The sequence below is a fragment of the Pseudoalteromonas sp. SWXJ133 genome (assembly GCF_015864365.1).
Lineage (GTDB): Bacteria > Pseudomonadota > Gammaproteobacteria > Enterobacterales > Alteromonadaceae > Pseudoalteromonas > Pseudoalteromonas arctica.
The window spans coordinates 1-16865 of record NZ_JADYXJ010000026.1 but is presented as its reverse complement, the minus strand read 5'-3'; the positions used below and the strand labels follow the sequence as shown (position 1 = coordinate 16865).

The window sequence follows — 16865 nt, the reverse complement described above, 5'->3', positions numbered from 1 at the left end:
GCTATTTTTCTTTTAGTGGCTCGCCTTCAAAGGTAATACCTAAAAAAGGTGTTGCCTCTGGTACTAACATAAAAGTGCGAATATTTAGGTGATCATCGCCTTTTGGGTTTTGCAGCACGTCTTGTCGGTAAAACTTACCAAAGCAATCTAACGTATTTTGTTTACTTAAATCGTTTAATTTAGCAAACGCAAAAATTTTACATGAGCCGTTGTTCTCACTCGCAGCGCTAAGTAATCCATGGTTATTAAAGCCACATGCAGTAAAGTCGTAATTTGCTTCAATCACCGCCATTGTATCGGTAAATTGAATGCTTTTTGAGTTTTCTGCAAGTGCTTTTAAATAGTTATTTAGTGTCATGTGTTACCTTTGGATTTTTAATTATTTAGCGCTCAACTCTAGCTCATCTGTTTGCTGATTTATATTGAATTTAAATCGCGATAAAAAGTTCATCCCTAGCAAACCTTGTCCGCGTGTGTTTTCAATGCTCAACACTTCAAAACCATAAATAATTTGCGAGCCCACTTTAAACGATTCAATTTGATAACGTTTTACAACAATTTGACCATTCGCTGTATTTACCGTTACATCGCCTAAATACAAAGGCTGTGGCGAAATTTGCTCAATTATACTTGTAGGTAGTGAGGTTACGCTTGCGCCTGTATCAATCATTAATTCGGTCGATAGATTGTTATTTATTTCGGTGTTTATTAAGTAATGCGCGCCGTAAGGCGTTAAAGCAACAAAGTCGTCTTGCGATTGCGCTTTATTGATCATAGCTTGCAGTGTTTGCACTTGGCTTTTTAGATTGTGCTGGTTTGGCATTCGATCAAGGGTTGCTTGTGCGCTAATTAAATCGCCTTGCTGAAAGTAGGCGTACGCAAGCGGATATAAAAACTGCGCGTTATCGCTTTTATAATCAAGCCAAATTTGTGTTTGCTCAATAATAGCTTGCCAATTTTGTTGCTCAGTTAATGTGTGTAATTCGTTTTTAGTGAGCGTATTTAAACGTGTATTTACGTTGTTTTGCTGATCAGCAGGTAGTAATGAATTCAGCTCAAATAAAGCAATAATGGCGTTTTGTGTTTGCTCGCTATTTATTAAATACTCAACCTGTAAATTAAGTAATTCTACGTTATAAGGGCTGTTATTTAATAGCGCATTGAGAAATGACTCGCTAAGTAATAAATTGCTATTTAGCCATATTTTAAGCTGCACTAGCCACGATGAATAAAGTTTTTTTGCACTTTCTGGATTGCTGTTTTTGAGTTGTTGATAGCTACTAAGTGCGGCTTCAAATTGGTGTTGTTTAAATTGCTGCTTTGCCGTATTTAGTAACGTATCTTGTTGTTTAGGCGATATGCTTTGCTGGGCACTTTGCGTTTTTTGTGGTGTAGTTAACGCAGGCTGCGGCCATAATAAATAAGCGTTAAGGCTAAGCGAGCCAATTAATAGCAAGGTGATTAGCTTGGTATAGTGGCTCATTGTGACCTCTTATTTTTAAACGAGTAGGTTATTTAATAAAGTGCGTTAAGGCGTGAATGTTAGCAATTTCAATATCAGCCAGCCCTTTATAAGCATAATTGGCGCCTTGATCGTTTAACCATACCGATTGGCAACCGGCATTATTTGCGCCTTGTACGTCGGTATCTAGGCTATCGCCAATGTGTAAAATTTCACTTTTAGCAACGTTTAAATGTGTGGCTGCTTTATCAAATAAGGTGCTGTGAGGTTTTGCTTTACCGTGCATACCTGCTTGCAGTACGAGTTCAAATTTATCGTGTAAGTTAAAGCGTTCAATTTCAACGTTACCGTTAGTAATCGCAACAAGCGTAAAGTGTTTGGCTAGGTTATCTAGTAAGTTTAGTACGTCATCGCTTACGACTATGTTGCTGCGCGCATCGGCAAAGGCGTTATAGGCGGCATTTGCATGGCGCTCTACTTCATCTGCGGTAAACCCAAGTTTAGAAAGCGCTAAACGTAGGGTGTGTTTGCGCCATTTAGTTACATCATCCGCGAGATCTGGGTTTTGTATTACGGCAAGTTCTCGGCATAGTTGCCAGTACTTTGGACCTTGCTCTTGATAGCCAGGTAGTGCGTTTAAATAATTTTGTTGGGCTTTAACGGCTGCTTTTATAATAGGGTGGTTACTGTATAACGTGTCATCTAAATCAAAGCTCATGACAGAAAATGGCTTAATAGCACGATTAAATCGGATCATATTTATTTTCCTAATCAGTTCGTTTTTTTGCGCGAGGGTGGGTGTTGTCGTACACCTTGGCTAAATGTTGAAAATCTAAATGTGTATATACTTGTGTAGCCGACAAACTGCTGTGCCCTAGTAATTCTTGCACGGCGCGTAAATCACCAGACGATTCTAAAATATGTGACGCAAACGAGTGGCGCAACTTATGCGGATGAACCTGCGAGCTAATGCCTTGTTTTATTCCCCACTCTTGCATGCGTAGGCGCACTTGGCGAATAGAAATACGTTTTTTTTGGCTACTTAAAAATACTGCTATTTCATCGGGCTTTGCAAACTGAGGGCGTATTGTGAGCCATTTTTTTAATGCATCTAACGCTTTTTTGCCCACCGGAATTAATCGCTCTTTATTGCCTTTACCACGCACTAAAATTTCGCCATTGGCAGCACTAATATCTTGCATGTTAGCGCCAACTAACTCGCTTATACGCAGCCCTGATGAATACATAAGCTCCATCATTGCTTTATCTCTAATTGCGAGAGGTTCGTCGTCGGGTATTTCGAGCAAGCGTGCCATTTGATCCACATCGAGATTTTTAGGTAGGGGCTTTGCAAACTTAGGACCTTTTATACCCACCGCCGGATTATGGTAATGCGATTGCTCGGCAATATTTTTTGCTTTTAAAAACTTATACAAACTACGAATACAACTGAGCTTTAAGCTAATTGTACGGCCACTTAATTGTTTTGATCGCAGTGCCATGCTGTAGCGGCGAATATGTTCGCCTTGTACGCCAAACCAGTCATCACATAGTTTGCTAAAATAAAGGGCTGCAAAGCCAAGCTGGCTTACATATTGGTTTACGGTGTGCGCTGAATATTGTTTTTCAAACTTTAAATAATCGCTAAATAGCGTTATGGGTGTACGCCAATTGTCGCTTAACTGGGTAGTATTAGGCGCATCGTCACTCATGCTAGTTTTTGCAACCGCAGGTGTAATGCGTTTATAAAGTCGAGTACAAAGAGGTTATCTTGAGCGGGCTCAAAATGGTTTACGTTACTGCTACCAAACGCCAAAATAGCGATAGGGTGTTTAGTGTCGCCAATTAAATAAATCGCGACAGATTGTGTATCTTCACTAAATAATAATTCGCGCTCTTGCTGATTAATACGCCCTAAATAATGCCCAGAATGAGTAAGGCGATGTGAAATAAGTTCGTCGTAATCGGGATTATATTTCACTAATTTGCAGTCGTTAACATCTTCACTTGAGCAAATTATATTGCGTAGATTATTTGCAAGAGCGTTAAAATCGTCATGATTCCAAAGCTGGCGATGACACTGGCTAAACAAACGATATACAAGCTCGTTTTGCGATGCATGCTTGCTCATAGCGTCTATTTGGCTTTTTAAAAGCGTGTTGTGCTCGCGTAATTGGCGTTGCTGAATATGTACCAGCGACGTTGCACCTTGAGCTTGCTGTTGCAGCTCAAGTTGTGCGAGTAGCTCCGGGTGTTGAACCAAAAAATCAGGATGTTGATGTAAGTAATCAATAACCTGTTCTTTACTTAGCTCGCTCATAGCGCTACTTGCCCGTCGAACACATGTTCTGCGGGGCCAGTCATGCGTACTGGGTGACCTTCGCCACTCCAACGTACTTGTAAGCTACCGCCTGGTAAATCTACTTGAACAGTTGTTGATAACTTATTTTGCATATGACCAATCACCATTGCTGCACACGCACCTGTGCCACAGGCTAGGGTTTCGTTAACGCCGCGCTCCCACACTCTTAATTTAATGTGTTCATGCGATACAACTTGCATAAAGCCAATGTTCGCTTTTTGCGGAAAACGTTCGTGGTTTTCAAGTAATGGACCCAATATATCAACTTGCGCGGTGGTTACGTCGTCAACTTCTAGCACGCAATGCGGGTTACCCATAGATACCGCGCCACTAAATACAGTGTGTTCTTGCGTTCTAATAATATAAGTAAGCTCACGCTTGCTCGCTTTTAAAGGGATTTTACTTGGCTCAAAATTTGGATGACCCATGTTAACCGTTACTTGACCGTCTTTTTCTATGTAGAGCGTTAAGTTGCCCGACTTGGTCGACACAGTGATTTTATGCTTGTTAGTAAGGCCCTTCATACGTACAAAGCGGGCAAAACAGCGTGCGCCGTTACCGCATTGTTCTACTTCGGTACCATCGGCATTAAATATTCGATAATGAAAGTCGAGATCAGGAGAGTACGGCGCTTCAACCATCAGCAATTGGTCAAAGCCAATGCCAAAATGGCGATCTGCCAGTTTTTTGATTTGATCTCGCGACAAAAAAACATTTTGTGTAATGTTATCAATCACAACAAAGTCGTTGCCTAAGCCGTGCATTTTGGAAAAATTAACTAACATAGCGCTCTAATTCGGTTTTGCTCTGTGCTAATCATGCCACAGAGCAGCTAGTAGACAAAAACGTTTATGGTAAAACTTTCTCACCTTGATAAAGGCTTTCAATAGTTTCGCGTTCACGAATAAGATGATGCTGCTGACCATCTACCATTATTTCTGCAACACGCGGGCGCGAGTTGTAGTTTGAACTCATGGTAAAGCCATATGCACCAGCACTTCGCTGTGCGAGTAAGTCGCCTTGTTTAAGCGCTAGTTCACGATCTTTTCCTAAAAAGTCGCCGGTTTCGCACACCGGACCCACAATATCAAAGTTGTGAGTAGGTGTTTCGTCGTCGCGAACTGATACCGGAATGATTTTCTGCCACGCTTGATAAAGCGCAGGGCGAAGCATGTCGTTCATACCTGCATCTACAATGGCAAAAAATTTGTCTTGGTTTTGTTTAATAAATTCAACTTGAGTAACTAAAATACCTGCGTTAGCTGCAATAGCGCGCCCTGGTTCAAAAATTAGTTCAAGGTGTTTATAGTTAGCTAAGCGCTCGGTAACTTGCGCTGCATATTCACTTGGGTGCGGTGGTTGCTCATTGTTATATGGCACGCCTAAACCGCCACCAATATCTAAGTGAGTTAGCTCAATACCGTTGGTTTTTAGCTCATCAATAAGCGCCATGAGTTTATCAAGGGCTTCTAAAAATGGTCTTACTTCAGTTAATTGAGAGCCAATATGGCAATCAACACCAATAATTTTTAAACCAGGTAAAGCAGCTGCTTGTTGATAAACACTTACAGCAGTTTGTATATCAATACCAAATTTATTTTCTTTTAAACCAGTAGAAATATACGGATGTGTTTTTGCATCTATGTCGGGGTTTACGCGAATAGAAATAGGCGCTTCTAGGTTAAGCTCGCAAGCCACTTCAGAAATACGCTCAAGCTCAGAGGCTGATTCAACGTTAAAACATTTAATGCCCAGTTTTAATGCGTAAGCTATTTCGTCAGACGTTTTCGCCACGCCCGAAAAAACAACTTTAGAAGCATCGCCTCCCGCTTTAATTACACGCGCAAGTTCGCCTTTGGATACAATATCGAAACCCGCTCCTAAGCGCGCTAATATATTAAGCACGGCTATATTTGAGTTTGCTTTAACGGCGTAACATACCAAGCTTTTATGATTTTTAGTGGCGTTAGCAAACGCTAAATAATGGCGTTCAAATGTAGCACGCGAGTACACATAACACGGCGTGCCGTATTGCTGCGCTATGCTTGCCACACTTACGTCTTCGGCAAATAATTGGTTGTTTTTGTAGTTAAAATAATCCATTTATTGCTCCTGACTTTGCGATGTTTTGACTTGCTCAGCGGTAGTGGCTGGTTTAGCTGTATTTTGAGGTTGGTTGTGCTCTGTTTGTTGCTCTGGTAAATATAACGGACCGCTTTGTCCGCAGCCAGCTAAGGCGCTTAACAGTACAGTGCTTATTAATAGTTTTTTTAATTGTAAGGTATGTGTCGCTTTCATTAGATTAATACGGTTGCTGGCTTTATAATCGCAGAGTAACAGAATATCTAAAAAATGCAGCTATTCGCGGATGATTTTATTCCTGTTACACTAGGACTTGTTTATCTCTCGAGGTTGAATTTGCGCTGCCCGTTGGGTTCGTCCTAGGAACGATTTACTCTTTGTTGCTCGGTTTTAACTTAGTCCACTAGGTTACAAATCTCGCGCCGCGATTAAATCGCCCCTAGATAGAACAAATTTCAATCCTGAAAGGTTAACAGGCCCTAGCTGCACATTTTTAAAGCTAATTCAAAGCTAAAACGTACCCAATATTAGGCGGCTCGCCTGCAAAGGAAATAACAATGACTGAACACGAATATCACCAATTAGCCGAAGCTCTTATGTTCACTATTGAAGAGCAGGTTGATGATTGCGAAGCTGATTTAGATTACGAATCGGCACAAGGTATTTTAGAAATTATTTTTCCTGATAAAAGTAAAATAGTGATTAACAAGCAAGCACCTCTTCATCAAGTATGGGTTGCGACTAAGTTTAACGGACATCATTTTGAAATGCGTGATGGGTTATGGATTGATAACCGTTCTGGCGCTGAATTTTGGGCGTTTATAAATGAAGCCTCAACTCGCCAAGCAGGCCAAGAAGTTAAGTGGCAATCATCACTATGAGTTTAGAATTTGTAGAATATGCAGCCCAAAGTGAGCACAAAGCAACGGTTATTTGGTTACATGGTTTAGGTGACTCTGGGGATGGTTTTGCGCCAGTAGCTCCGCAGCTTAATTTACCAAGTGAGCTTGGTATACGGTTTGTTTTTCCGCATGCGCCAGTACAACCGGTCACCATAAATGGTGGCATGGAAATGCGCTCTTGGTACGATATTAAATCTATAGAATTAGATAAGCGTGCCGATGAACAAGGCGTAAGGGATTCGGCTGCAAAGGTAGAAGAGTTAATTAATAAAGAAATTGCTAATGGTATACCTGCTAATAAAATTATTTTAGCTGGCTTTTCTCAAGGTGGTGTTGTGTCTCTGCATTTAGCGCCGCGCTTTGAGCAAAAGCTTGGGGGTGTTATGGCGCTTTCTACTTATATGTGTGTGCCGCAAAAATTTGCTGATGAAGCAAAGCATACTGATTTAAACGTATTTATGGCTCATGGTAGCCAAGATAACGTTGTACCGCATAGTGCGGGAAGAAGTGCGTTTGAAGTATTAACAGCACATAACATGGATGTAAGCTGGCAAGAATACCCAATGGCTCACCAAGTTTGCGCAGAAGAATTGCAAGCTATTCGCCAATGGTTAATTGCTCGTTTAAGCTAATTTTGGAACCGCTGAGGTCAATATGAGTCAAAAAATAGTTATTAAAGCAAATGTTAAACGCGAACTACAAGAGAGTGTACCAACGGTAAGCTACGAGTGGAATTGGCGTCGTATTGTGAGTATTGCTATGTTGGTATTAATGACCTCTGCAGCAGTTGTGTATGGCTTAACAACGTCAGCCAGTGCAGAGCAAGGTGAGCATCCAAATGAGCAGGAGCAATTTTTAAGCTTTAGCAATAACGCTCAAAACCAGACAAACGTTGAAGTAACGTATGTTGAGCCTGAATCATCAGTAAACAATACCCATAATGAGCCTGAGCTTGTAAATAATCCCCCTGTTTTATTGGCTAACAACGATAGTGTTACTGAACAAAGCGAAAGTATTAATACAGAGTTAAACTCAAACCTTGATAATGATGTGCAAGAAGAAACCGCAGAAGCTCAAAACGTAGCTAAGCCAGCCAGTCAAAGCGACTTACTTTTAGAGTTAGAAAGTGATGATGGCGCATTGAGTGGCACTGAAGGTTTTTCGCCGACAGCACAAGTGGCAAGTGTGGCTTTGGGCGCGCAAATAGACACGGGTAAAATTAGCCGTGCGGTACTTACTCGTAAAGTAAGTAAGCGTGAGCCCACTAATGTGTTTGCTGCTGATATTCGATTAAGTCAGTTTGATGAAGGTGTATCGTTTTTTAGTGAGATTAAAAACCTTCAAGGCCAGCAAGTTAAGCATGTTTGGTCGTTTGAGGGTGAGACTATGGCTGAAATTACACTTAATGTTACTTCGCCTCGCTACAGAACGTACTCAACAAAAAATATCATGGACACACAGACAGGCCATTGGCGTGTTGATGTAGTTGATGAGCAAGGTAATTTAATTGCCCAAAAAGAATTTAGAATTTTAGCTGACTAAAACTAGCTAAACGCAGTAATTAATTGGATACCCCTATGACAGAAAAAACAAAATTAGTACGCATCGCAACGCGCAAAAGCGCCTTAGCACTTTGGCAGGCCGAATTTGTAAAAGCAGAGCTTGAGCGTTTTCATGCAGATGTGCGCGTAGAATTAGTCCCAATGTCGACGCAAGGGGATATAATTTTAGATACGCCATTGGCTAAAATTGGCGGTAAAGGCTTATTTGTTAAAGAGCTAGAGCAAGCTATGTTAGATGGCCGAGCTGATATTGCCGTGCATTCTATGAAGGACGTGCCAGTAGAGTTCCCAGAAGGATTAGAGCTGTATACTATTTGTGAGCGTGAAGATCCGCGTGATGCGTTTGTATCAAACAATTTTGCAAATTTAAACGAGCTACCACAGGGCGCCATTGTGGGTACTTCGAGCTTACGCCGCCAGTGCCAAATTAAAGCACTTCGCCCTGATTTAGATATTCGTGATTTGCGCGGTAATGTAAATACGCGTTTAGGTAAATTAGATGATGGCCAATACGATGCTATTATTTTAGCTGCAGCAGGGCTTATTCGCTTAGAAATGGAGTCGCGTATTGCTGACTACATTGAGCCAGAAGTGTCATTACCGGCAAATGGTCAAGGCGCTGTAGGTATTGAGTGCCGTATTGATGATGAAGTAACAAAAGCATTACTTGCACCACTTGAGCATACTCAAACACGTATTCGCGTAAATGCAGAGCGTGCGATGAATCGCCATTTAGAAGGTGGTTGCCAAGTGCCTATTGGTGCTTATGCATTAGTTGATGGCGAGCAGGTACATTTGCGTGGTTTAGTGGGTGCTGTTGATGGCAGCGAAATTTTACGCGACGAAGTAACTGGTCATGTAAATGATGCAGAAAAACTAGGCATTGAGCTTGCTAAAAAATTACTAGCTCAAGGCGCAGACAAAATATTAGCTGAAGTTTATAGAGACGCATAAATGACACATATTCTGATAACTCGGCCCGAAGGAAAAGGCGCAGCCCTTGCACAGCAACTTGAGCAAGCGGGTTATCAGGCGTCTTTATTTCCGGTATTAAAAATAACGCATTTAACACCCTCCAGCACTGAACTTAGTCCGCTGTTAAATGCAGATAAAATAATATTTATATCGCAAGATGCAGTCAGTGCACTTTCGCAATTAAAACCCGATATAAATACCAAAGCGCAGTTTTATGCGGTTGGACAACAAACAGCCGACATTATATATGAGCAATTTGGTGTGCGCGCAGCAGTACCAAAGCAGTATGATTCAGAAGGGTTACTTGCGCTCAAATCACTCGCCGAGGTTGATGGCAGTAATATAGTGTTAGTTAAGGGGCAAGGTGGCCGCCCTGAGTTAGCTAAAACGCTAAAAGAGCGTGGAGCTTTTTTAAATAATTGTGTTGTGTACAAACGTGAACCCACAGAGAGTATCACCCCTAACTGGACAGACCACTGGAAAAGCCAGAATGTACACGGTATAGTCATAACAAGTAATGCAGCAGTTGATGCTATATTTAAAAGCCTTACTGCACACCAACTACAATGGTTACAACAGTGCCGATTTTATGTTGCAAGCGAGCGGATAGCCGCTTATTTAAAGTTGCAACAGGTAAGTTCGGCTAATATACACATTGCAGCAGGGGCTAGCGATAATGCTATGTTTACCTGCATAAATCAGCAAGGTAGCAACATGAGCGAACAGTCAAAGCCAGTTACGGCAGAAAAAGCCACATCAACAATAGCTAACCCGGCCTCAGCTAAATCAGCTAAGCAAGAGCCAGCAGCTACAAAAAATACGACAGAAAAAAACAAACAAAAGGTAAGTAAGGTTGCAGCACTTGCGCTTCTTATTTCGTTAATTGTGGCCTCTGGTGTTGGATACGAGTTTTATCAAAAATTAAATGCTGGTAAGGCGCAAAACCTAGCCGTTAATGAGTTAAGCGAGCAAAATAAGTTACTCGTTCAAGAGCTGCAAGCACTTAAATCGGCGCAATCTAATTTGCAGCAAGCGCTGTTTAATAGTGAGAAAAAAGTAGCCGCAACCCTAAGTGAAAGTGCAGCTCAAAATCAGCAAGAACTAAAAGCAGCCCTGCAAAAAGCGCAGCAACAAGGCTCGTCTTTAAACCCACAAGAAGTAACCAGCTTACAGCGTATGGCTGAATTTAAACTATGGGCTGAAAAAGATTACCAAGGCACTAGTGCTGTTTTAAAGCGCTTAGATGCATTACTTAGCGAACACCCAGGAACAGTTGAAGTTCGCCAAGCTATTATGCAAGACATACAAACACTTGATAGCCTTAAACCTATAGCAACAGAGGCTATTTATTTACAGCTAAACAGTGCACTTAATAGCGTTGATAATTTAGTTTTTAATGCGGTTAACTTGCCAGAAGAAGCGGCTGCAATAGATGAAAATGCTTTAAGTGATGACGTGAGTGATTGGCAGCAAAACCTGAGTAATAGCTGGAATAAAATTGTGGATAGCTTTATTACTATTCGCCAGCACGAAGGTGTTTCCATTGAGCCATTACTTACAGATCAAGAGCGCCATTTAATTAATCAACGAATCAAGCTTAATATAACTCAGGCACAAGATGCACTTATGAGTAAGCAGGCGAGTATTTTCTTTAGCGCCTTAAGTGAAGCAAAACGTTTAGTTGGTGAGTACTTTAAGCAAGACGATGATGCAACCAAAACGGTACTTAAAGCGTTGTCTAAACTCGAAAAAGAGCAGCTTAATTTTAATCCAAAAATAACCTTAAATAGTACACAAAAGGTTAAGGAGTGGGCGCAATGATAGGGCTAATTATTTTAATTGTAGCTATTGTTGTTGTACTAGCGGTTACTCCATTTGTGCTAGATGAAAAAGGTTATGTACTTATTTCATTTAACAATACGACGATAGAAGGCACGATAGTATCGTTTTGTATAATGGCAGTCATTACCGCTGTTGTTTTATATTTAACATATAAGCTAATTCGCTACTTATTATCGATTTATCATAATACTAAACATGGCTTTTTTGCACGTAGCCAAGAGCGTAAACAAGCAGCGATTGAACAGGCGTTGTGGAGTGCTATTAACGATGACTATGAGCATGTAGAGCAGGCTCTATCGGGTAATAGCGTACCAGATAAGTTTGAAGATATACGCTTAGCATTACTTGCAAAAGCAGCGCTTGCTAATAATCAAGCAGATAAAGCACTTGAGCGTTTATTTGAAATAAGCCCAGAGCATCAATTAAAAGTAGCAAAGCTATGGTTGGCAAGTGGCGACAGTAGTGCGATTGAGTCACAAATGCGTATTAGCGCAGAAGCTAAAAAAGCCACCGCACTTGAGTTAAAACTTTATGCAGAAGTATTAGTACAGCAACAACACTTTAGTGCGCTGGAAGATTTTTTGCCGCGTTTATTACGCAAAAAAGCACTTACTGATGCACAGTGGACGCAGTTATTTAGTGCCTACTTTAATGCGTTAGATGCAGACAATCTGAGTGAAAAATATAAACAGCTTCCTAAAAAGCTGCAAGCTCATGCACACACTGCCTATTTAATGCAAATGGCGCAAGCAGGTCAACTGGCTGTTATTGAGGGTGACCTAATTAAAATGGTTAAACACAACGAACAGCATGCGCAACTGGCTAATATATTAAGTAAAGCGACGTCTGCTGATGCAGCTAAACTGCAAGTAAGCATTCAAGATCGTCTTAAAAAAGATGATTCAAATAACTCATTATTACTTGCATTGGCTTGCCTGGCTAACGCGCAAGGTGATTATGACTTAGCAGCTAGAATTTTTGATAAAGCACTGAATATGGAAAATAAAAAACAGTTTTCTGAACAAGCTGTTTTGAGTTATAAAAATAGTGCACAGGCAGAAAAGGCACTCGTTTTATATCAATAAATGACTACACTATAGCTACTTAGCATTTTTGTAGTTCAGGAGCACAAGCTTTGAGAAAGTTTTTAATATTAACCCTTAGTTTGGCTTGTGCTTATTTTTTTACTGGGTATTTTAGTAACTCACTTCTTGCTGTTGATGGCTATGCGGTCGCCTCTTGGCCGCCCTCAGGAATTGCTTTAGCGAGCTTTTTAATTTGGGGACGTAAGTCATTTATTGGCCTTATTATTGGTGCTTTTTGTACTAACTTAATTCACCTTGATAACGCAGTCGATATTCTTCACTTTAATGTTTTTTTACAGGCCATTTGCGTTACTTTAGCCTCTGTTTTACAGGCTTGGGTTGGCCGTCAAATTATAGTAAATGTTATAAAAGCGCCACTGGACCTATCTTCTTTAAAACACAGTATACAGAGCTTAATAGTTGCAGGACCAATATGCTGCGTTATTGCAGCAGGTGTAGGAACTAGCTTATTAGCATTGAATAATGTGATCCCTATGCATGCTATTTTTGATAGCTTTATAGCATGGTGGATTGGTGACAGTATCGGTGTACTTATATTTACTCCACTCATGCTCGCAGCCTTTAATTACACGCAAGTACGCCACCGTATGTTGGTAATTTTACCTTCACTATTAATTTATATACTGATCAGCGTTAGTTTTTATGGCGCTGCCAGTGTTAAAAAAGAAAAAGACATTCAAAAGCAAGAAGCCAAAATACTTACTGTGCAAAATGCTATAAGCCAAAAGCTCGACGGTATTACTGCTCACTTAGGATTACTAGCGGCATATTTTGCTAGTAGTGATGACGTTAATTTTAAAGAGTTTAAACAATTTACTTCAAAGCAGTTGGACTATAGCCAAGAAATTTTAGCATTTGAATGGATACCTTATGTACCAGCAAATAAGCTCGCAGATTTTGAAATACATGAAAATACAGCCACAGGAAAACCTTTATACATAAAAGAAAAATCACTTGATGGAGGTTGGCAACCTGCAGGTACTCGTAGTAATTACTTTCCTGTAAAATATGTATATCCCTTAAAAGATAATGAAGGTGTTTTAGGGTTTGATTTAGCTTCTAGTAAAGTAAGAGGTGCAGCGCTTAGCAAAGCGAAAGAGCTTAATGAACTTGCGCTAAGTGAGCCAATTAATTTAGTCCAAAATACAGCCGAACAGGGTGTACTCTTTTTATATCCAGTTTTTGGCGAGTTGTCTACCGAAGATGATTTTCAAGGTTTTGTAGCAGCGATTGTCAGCCCTAAACGCTTATCGCAAACACTATTATTTGATCACAACAACTCAATTTCAGCCAGTTTTTTTGATACAACGATACCAGGGAAAAAGCAGCCAATTTATATGGCTGACATAAATAATTCGCAAACGCTTTTTAAAGAGTATCAATTATTAATTGGCAAGCGCATGTGGCAGGTCGAGTTATACGAACCAATAGTTAGAACGTCTTGGCTAGTTTATTGGCTTGCACAAATAGTGGGTATGTTATTTGTGTGGTTACTGATTACATTTTTGATTTCGGTTACTGGTACAAATATACAAATTCGCGAACAAGTGGCTAAGCAAACACGTACTTTACGTAAAGAAAAACAAAAAGCAGATGAAGCGAGTCATATTAAGGGACAGTTTTTAGCGAATATGAGCCACGAAGTGCGTACCCCTATTAACGGCATAAAGGGGCTGCATTATTTAGCGCTACAGCAAAACGATTGGCAACAAGCTAGGAGCTACATAGAGCAAGCAGATGGTGCATTAGGTGTTTTACTGCGGGTATTAAACGATGTACTCGACTTTTCAAAAATGGAAGCAGGCAAGCTAGACTTAATGCAAGAGCCTATTAATGTAGCGAGTTTAGCGGATGAAATGCTTAATTTACTTCAGTTTGAAGCTGACATTAAATCAATAAAGTTAAGTCTCGATTTTGATAAAACATCAAATTTGGTCATTGATACCGATCCAATCCGCTTAAAACAAGTGCTGCTGAATCTGCTCAATAATGCGGTTAAATTTACAGGGGAAGGTGAGATCACTCTGAAAATTTGGCAGTCGAAAAAAATGACTTACTTTAGTATTAACGATACGGGTATTGGTATTAGTAGCGAAGCACAAAAACAATTGTTTAAACCATTTGCCCAAGCTGATAGCTCAACCTCACGTCAATATGGTGGCACGGGCTTAGGGTTAAGTATTTGCAGAAAGCTGGTTGAGTTAATGGGTGGTGCAATTGATTTAGTCAGTTATGAAGGTAAAGGTTCTACATTTACATTTAGTTTGCCGCTTATATCGCCTTTACCAAAGGCAGAGCAAATTCAACAGCAATACGACGAAATAGATGTAAGTACCTTATCATTCGTAAACTATAAGTTACTTTTAGTCGAAGATAACCCACTTAACCAGCATGTTGCCAGTGCAATTTTAAAAACAAAAGGGTGTATTGCCGACATTGCTAATGATGGTTTTGAAGCCATAGAAAAGCTAACCGAAAATAGCTACGATATTGTTTTGATGGATATTCAGATGCCAAAAATGGATGGACTCCAAGCAACAAAAGTAATTAGAAATGACTTAGGGTTAATTGATTTACCAATAATTGGCTTGTCGGCGAATGCCCATGACGATGACGTTAAAAAGGCATTAGCCTCTGGAATGAATAGTTATATTACCAAACCTATTGATGCAAATACGCTTTTTAAAACTCTTTGGCATTATTTATCAAATAAATAAGTAACGTTATTTTTTGCACAAAAAGCAGACATATGACCGCTTAAACTTAACGCAAACCATATAGACTTGAAAAATAACTATATCTGCGTATCATGCGCGCAAATTTAACTAAACTGGGTTGCTATTATGATCAATAGAAAATTACCTTTGCTAGATATTCACCGTCATTTAGATGGTAATGTACGTGCGCAAACCATATTAGAACTTGGTCGTCAGTTTAATATAGAGTTACCTGCAGATAACGTTGAGGCATTAATTCCTCATGTTCAAGTTATTGACCCTGAGCCAAACCTTATGGCTTTTTTACAAAAGTTAGATTGGGGTGTCACTGTACTTGGCGACTACGATGCGTGTAGACGCATAGCGATTGAAAACATTGAAGATGCACAAGCACAAGGCCTTGATTATGTAGAGCTTCGATTTAGCCCTTACTACATGGCACAAAGCCAAGGTTTACACCCAGAAGGGGTTGTAGAGGCGGTTGTTGATGGTATTAAATCAGCAACAAAGGATGCAAATATAAAAGCTAACTTGATTGGTATTTTATCGCGTACTTATGGCGTAAAAACATGTCAAAAAGAGCTTGATGCTTTACTCGCATTTAAAAATGATTTAGTCGCTGTTGATTTAGCCGGTGACGAAATTGGCTTTCCTGGTGAGTTGTTTGTAGAGCACTTTAAACAAGTACGAAATGCTTATTTAGCTTCGACTATTCATGCTGGAGAGGCACTCGGTGCTCCAAGTATTTGGCAAGCAATTAATGAGTTAGGTGCAAGCCGAATAGGGCATGGCGTTAAAGCTATTGAAGATCCAAAACTAATGGATTACTTACGCGATAACCGTATTGGTATTGAGTCGTGCTTAACAAGTAATATTCAAACCAGTACAGTAAACGATTTAGCTAAGCACCCACTTAAACAGTTTTTAGATCACGGTATTTTAGCGTGTATTAATACTGATGACCCTGCGGTTGAAGGCATTGAAATTGAGTACGAATATACCGTTGCAGCACCTAAAGCGGGCTTATCTCAAGCTGATATGGAAAAAGCCCAAAAAAATGCATTAGAAATAGCATTTTTAAGCGATGGCGATAAAAAAGAACTTTCAGCAATCGTTAGCGCACGTTAACTCTATTTAATACACATTAAAAATGCCGCTTTATAAGCGGCATTTTGTTATCTGCAATTTAGTGTGTTTGGCAGCTCATGTAATTATCGTAAAGTGCTTTAAGTACATCTGCTCGGCTGATCATGCCGATTACTTTAACACCCTCTACAACAGGGTAGTTTTTTGGTTTACCGGGCTGCATTTGCTCTGCAAGCTCAATAATATTGGTATCGCCGCTAACGGTCACTACCTTTGTTTGCATAAGTTGCGATACTTTAACCATCCCATCACAAAAATAACTGCTTTGCGTAAGTGGTTTTAATAGTTCTTGCTCAGATATAAATCCGACTAGGCATTTATCTTTATCAAATACTGGTGCGCCAAGTAGTTTAAATTTTTGTAGTTCTGCTATGGCTGTTGTCATTTCTGTATCTGGTGTGATATTTGGCAACTTGCGTTGCATAAAATCTTTTACTTTTGTATTTAGCATTTGGGTCTCTCCCGCTGATGTTCTATACAAAGTATGGTTTATAGATAGGGATTTAGGAAATTGTTTATGTTGATGAGATTGATAGGTTTTAACTATTAAGTATTTGTTGTTATATAAAATAAAAGCACCGATTAGGTTAATGCCAGTCAGTTAAGCTGACTGGCATTTTTCTTTTTATGGGGATACTTAGATGGTTTTGGCTTAACCCATCGGGGATATCTTCTATCCTCTCGTCTAGCTGGAAGCTTAAATAAGACC

The 16865-nt window shown here is 40.0% G+C and carries 17 protein-coding genes; 8 read left to right on the top strand and 9 right to left on the bottom strand.

Annotated elements, in window-relative coordinates:
• Position 1: 1 nt before the first annotated feature.
• The 8 genes from I6F40_RS16460 to lptM all read right to left on the bottom strand — a co-directional run bounded on the left by I6F40_RS16460 (position 2) and on the right by lptM (position 6122).
• Entirely contained in the window at positions 2–358 is a 357-nt protein-coding gene (locus tag I6F40_RS16460) for a HopJ type III effector protein (protein WP_197193211.1), read from the bottom strand.
• Positions 359–379: 21 nt separating this feature from the next.
• Complete coding sequence (locus I6F40_RS16455) at positions 380–1483, bottom strand: retroviral-like aspartic protease family protein (protein WP_197193210.1); 1104 nt, start codon at positions 1481–1483, stop codon at positions 380–382.
• Between the two features lie 28 nt (positions 1484–1511).
• On the bottom strand, positions 1512–2219 hold the full coding sequence (locus tag I6F40_RS16450) for an HAD-IA family hydrolase (RefSeq protein WP_197193209.1): 708 nt from the start codon (positions 2217–2219) through the stop codon (positions 1512–1514).
• Positions 2220–2229: 10 nt separating this feature from the next.
• The gene (locus I6F40_RS16445; RefSeq protein WP_166377868.1) at positions 2230–3174 is read right to left on the bottom strand and encodes a tyrosine recombinase XerC; all 945 of its coding nucleotides are present in this window, start codon (positions 3172–3174) and stop codon (positions 2230–2232) included.
• Positions 3171–3782 (bottom strand): DUF484 family protein, encoded by a 612-nt coding sequence (locus I6F40_RS16440; RefSeq protein WP_166377866.1) that lies wholly within the window; start codon positions 3780–3782, stop codon positions 3171–3173. Before I6F40_RS16440 ends, I6F40_RS16445 begins: the two co-directional genes overlap by 4 nt.
• Entirely contained in the window at positions 3779–4609 is an 831-nt protein-coding gene (dapF, locus tag I6F40_RS16435; protein ID WP_166377864.1) for a diaminopimelate epimerase, read from the bottom strand. Before dapF ends, I6F40_RS16440 begins: the two co-directional genes overlap by 4 nt.
• Positions 4610–4673: 64 nt before the next feature.
• Positions 4674–5927 (bottom strand): diaminopimelate decarboxylase, encoded by a 1254-nt coding sequence (gene lysA, locus I6F40_RS16430; protein WP_166377862.1) that lies wholly within the window; start codon positions 5925–5927, stop codon positions 4674–4676.
• Complete coding sequence (gene lptM, locus I6F40_RS16425; RefSeq protein WP_166377860.1) at positions 5928–6122, bottom strand: LPS translocon maturation chaperone LptM; 195 nt, start codon at positions 6120–6122, stop codon at positions 5928–5930.
• Positions 6123–6463: 341 nt separating this feature from the next.
• Here lptM and cyaY point away from each other — a divergent pair, with 341 nt between their 5' ends.
• From cyaY to add, 8 genes are all read left to right on the top strand, one after another.
• Positions 6464–6787 carry an iron donor protein CyaY gene (cyaY, locus tag I6F40_RS16420; protein WP_002960979.1) on the top strand — a complete coding sequence of 108 codons (324 nt, stop codon included), beginning with the start codon at positions 6464–6466 and terminating at the stop codon, positions 6785–6787.
• A complete protein-coding gene (locus I6F40_RS16415) occupies positions 6784–7440 on the top strand; it encodes an alpha/beta hydrolase (protein WP_007580555.1) in 657 nt (218 codons plus the stop codon). Before cyaY ends, I6F40_RS16415 begins: the two co-directional genes overlap by 4 nt.
• A gap of 22 nt (positions 7441–7462) precedes the next feature.
• Positions 7463–8350 (top strand): DUF2914 domain-containing protein, encoded by an 888-nt coding sequence (locus tag I6F40_RS16410; RefSeq protein WP_166377858.1) that lies wholly within the window; start codon positions 7463–7465, stop codon positions 8348–8350.
• 35 nt (positions 8351–8385) lie between these two features.
• Positions 8386–9324: a hydroxymethylbilane synthase gene (hemC, locus tag I6F40_RS16405; protein WP_166377856.1), complete on the top strand. Its 939-nt coding sequence runs from the start codon at positions 8386–8388 to the stop codon at positions 9322–9324.
• Positions 9325–11166: a uroporphyrinogen-III C-methyltransferase gene (locus I6F40_RS16400; RefSeq protein WP_010554569.1), complete on the top strand. Its 1842-nt coding sequence runs from the start codon at positions 9325–9327 to the stop codon at positions 11164–11166.
• Complete coding sequence (locus tag I6F40_RS16395; protein ID WP_166377854.1) at positions 11163–12272, top strand: heme biosynthesis HemY N-terminal domain-containing protein; 1110 nt, start codon at positions 11163–11165, stop codon at positions 12270–12272. The genes I6F40_RS16400 and I6F40_RS16395 overlap by 4 nt, the downstream gene beginning before the upstream one ends.
• Positions 12273–12322: 50 nt before the next feature.
• Positions 12323–15010: a CHASE domain-containing protein gene (locus tag I6F40_RS16390; protein WP_166377852.1), complete on the top strand. Its 2688-nt coding sequence runs from the start codon at positions 12323–12325 to the stop codon at positions 15008–15010.
• A gap of 126 nt (positions 15011–15136) precedes the next feature.
• The gene (gene add, locus I6F40_RS16385; protein ID WP_024592609.1) at positions 15137–16138 is read left to right on the top strand and encodes an adenosine deaminase; all 1002 of its coding nucleotides are present in this window, start codon (positions 15137–15139) and stop codon (positions 16136–16138) included.
• Positions 16139–16196: 58 nt separating this feature from the next.
• On the opposite strand, the gene I6F40_RS16380 is transcribed toward add, so the two are convergent.
• Positions 16197–16607: a CBS domain-containing protein gene (locus I6F40_RS16380; protein WP_007580571.1), complete on the bottom strand. Its 411-nt coding sequence runs from the start codon at positions 16605–16607 to the stop codon at positions 16197–16199.
• Positions 16608–16865 lie beyond the last annotated feature (258 nt).

What these genes read in the sequence shown, in the direction of transcription:
- I6F40_RS16460 (WP_197193211.1), bottom strand. Translation starts at nt 358, where the DNA reads ATGACACTAAATAACTATTTAAAAGCACTTGCAGAAAACTCAAAAAGC.
- I6F40_RS16455 (WP_197193210.1), bottom strand. Translation starts at nt 1,483, where the DNA reads ATGAGCCACTATACCAAGCTAATCACCTTGCTATTAATTGGCTCGCTT.
- I6F40_RS16450 (WP_197193209.1), bottom strand. Translation starts at nt 2,219, where the DNA reads ATGATCCGATTTAATCGTGCTATTAAGCCATTTTCTGTCATGAGCTTT.
- I6F40_RS16445 (WP_166377868.1), bottom strand. Translation starts at nt 3,174, where the DNA reads ATGAGTGACGATGCGCCTAATACTACCCAGTTAAGCGACAATTGGCGT.
- I6F40_RS16440 (WP_166377866.1), bottom strand. Translation starts at nt 3,782, where the DNA reads ATGAGCGAGCTAAGTAAAGAACAGGTTATTGATTACTTACATCAACAT.
- dapF (WP_166377864.1), bottom strand. Translation starts at nt 4,609, where the DNA reads ATGTTAGTTAATTTTTCCAAAATGCACGGCTTAGGCAACGACTTTGTT.
- lysA (WP_166377862.1), bottom strand. Translation starts at nt 5,927, where the DNA reads ATGGATTATTTTAACTACAAAAACAACCAATTATTTGCCGAAGACGTA.
- lptM (WP_166377860.1), bottom strand. Translation starts at nt 6,122, where the DNA reads ATGAAAGCGACACATACCTTACAATTAAAAAAACTATTAATAAGCACT.
- cyaY (WP_002960979.1), top strand. Translation starts at nt 6,464, where the DNA reads ATGACTGAACACGAATATCACCAATTAGCCGAAGCTCTTATGTTCACT.
- I6F40_RS16415 (WP_007580555.1), top strand. Translation starts at nt 6,784, where the DNA reads ATGAGTTTAGAATTTGTAGAATATGCAGCCCAAAGTGAGCACAAAGCA.
- I6F40_RS16410 (WP_166377858.1), top strand. Translation starts at nt 7,463, where the DNA reads ATGAGTCAAAAAATAGTTATTAAAGCAAATGTTAAACGCGAACTACAA.
- hemC (WP_166377856.1), top strand. Translation starts at nt 8,386, where the DNA reads ATGACAGAAAAAACAAAATTAGTACGCATCGCAACGCGCAAAAGCGCC.
- I6F40_RS16400 (WP_010554569.1), top strand. Translation starts at nt 9,325, where the DNA reads ATGACACATATTCTGATAACTCGGCCCGAAGGAAAAGGCGCAGCCCTT.
- I6F40_RS16395 (WP_166377854.1), top strand. Translation starts at nt 11,163, where the DNA reads ATGATAGGGCTAATTATTTTAATTGTAGCTATTGTTGTTGTACTAGCG.
- add (WP_024592609.1), top strand. Translation starts at nt 15,137, where the DNA reads ATGATCAATAGAAAATTACCTTTGCTAGATATTCACCGTCATTTAGAT.
- I6F40_RS16380 (WP_007580571.1), bottom strand. Translation starts at nt 16,607, where the DNA reads ATGCTAAATACAAAAGTAAAAGATTTTATGCAACGCAAGTTGCCAAAT.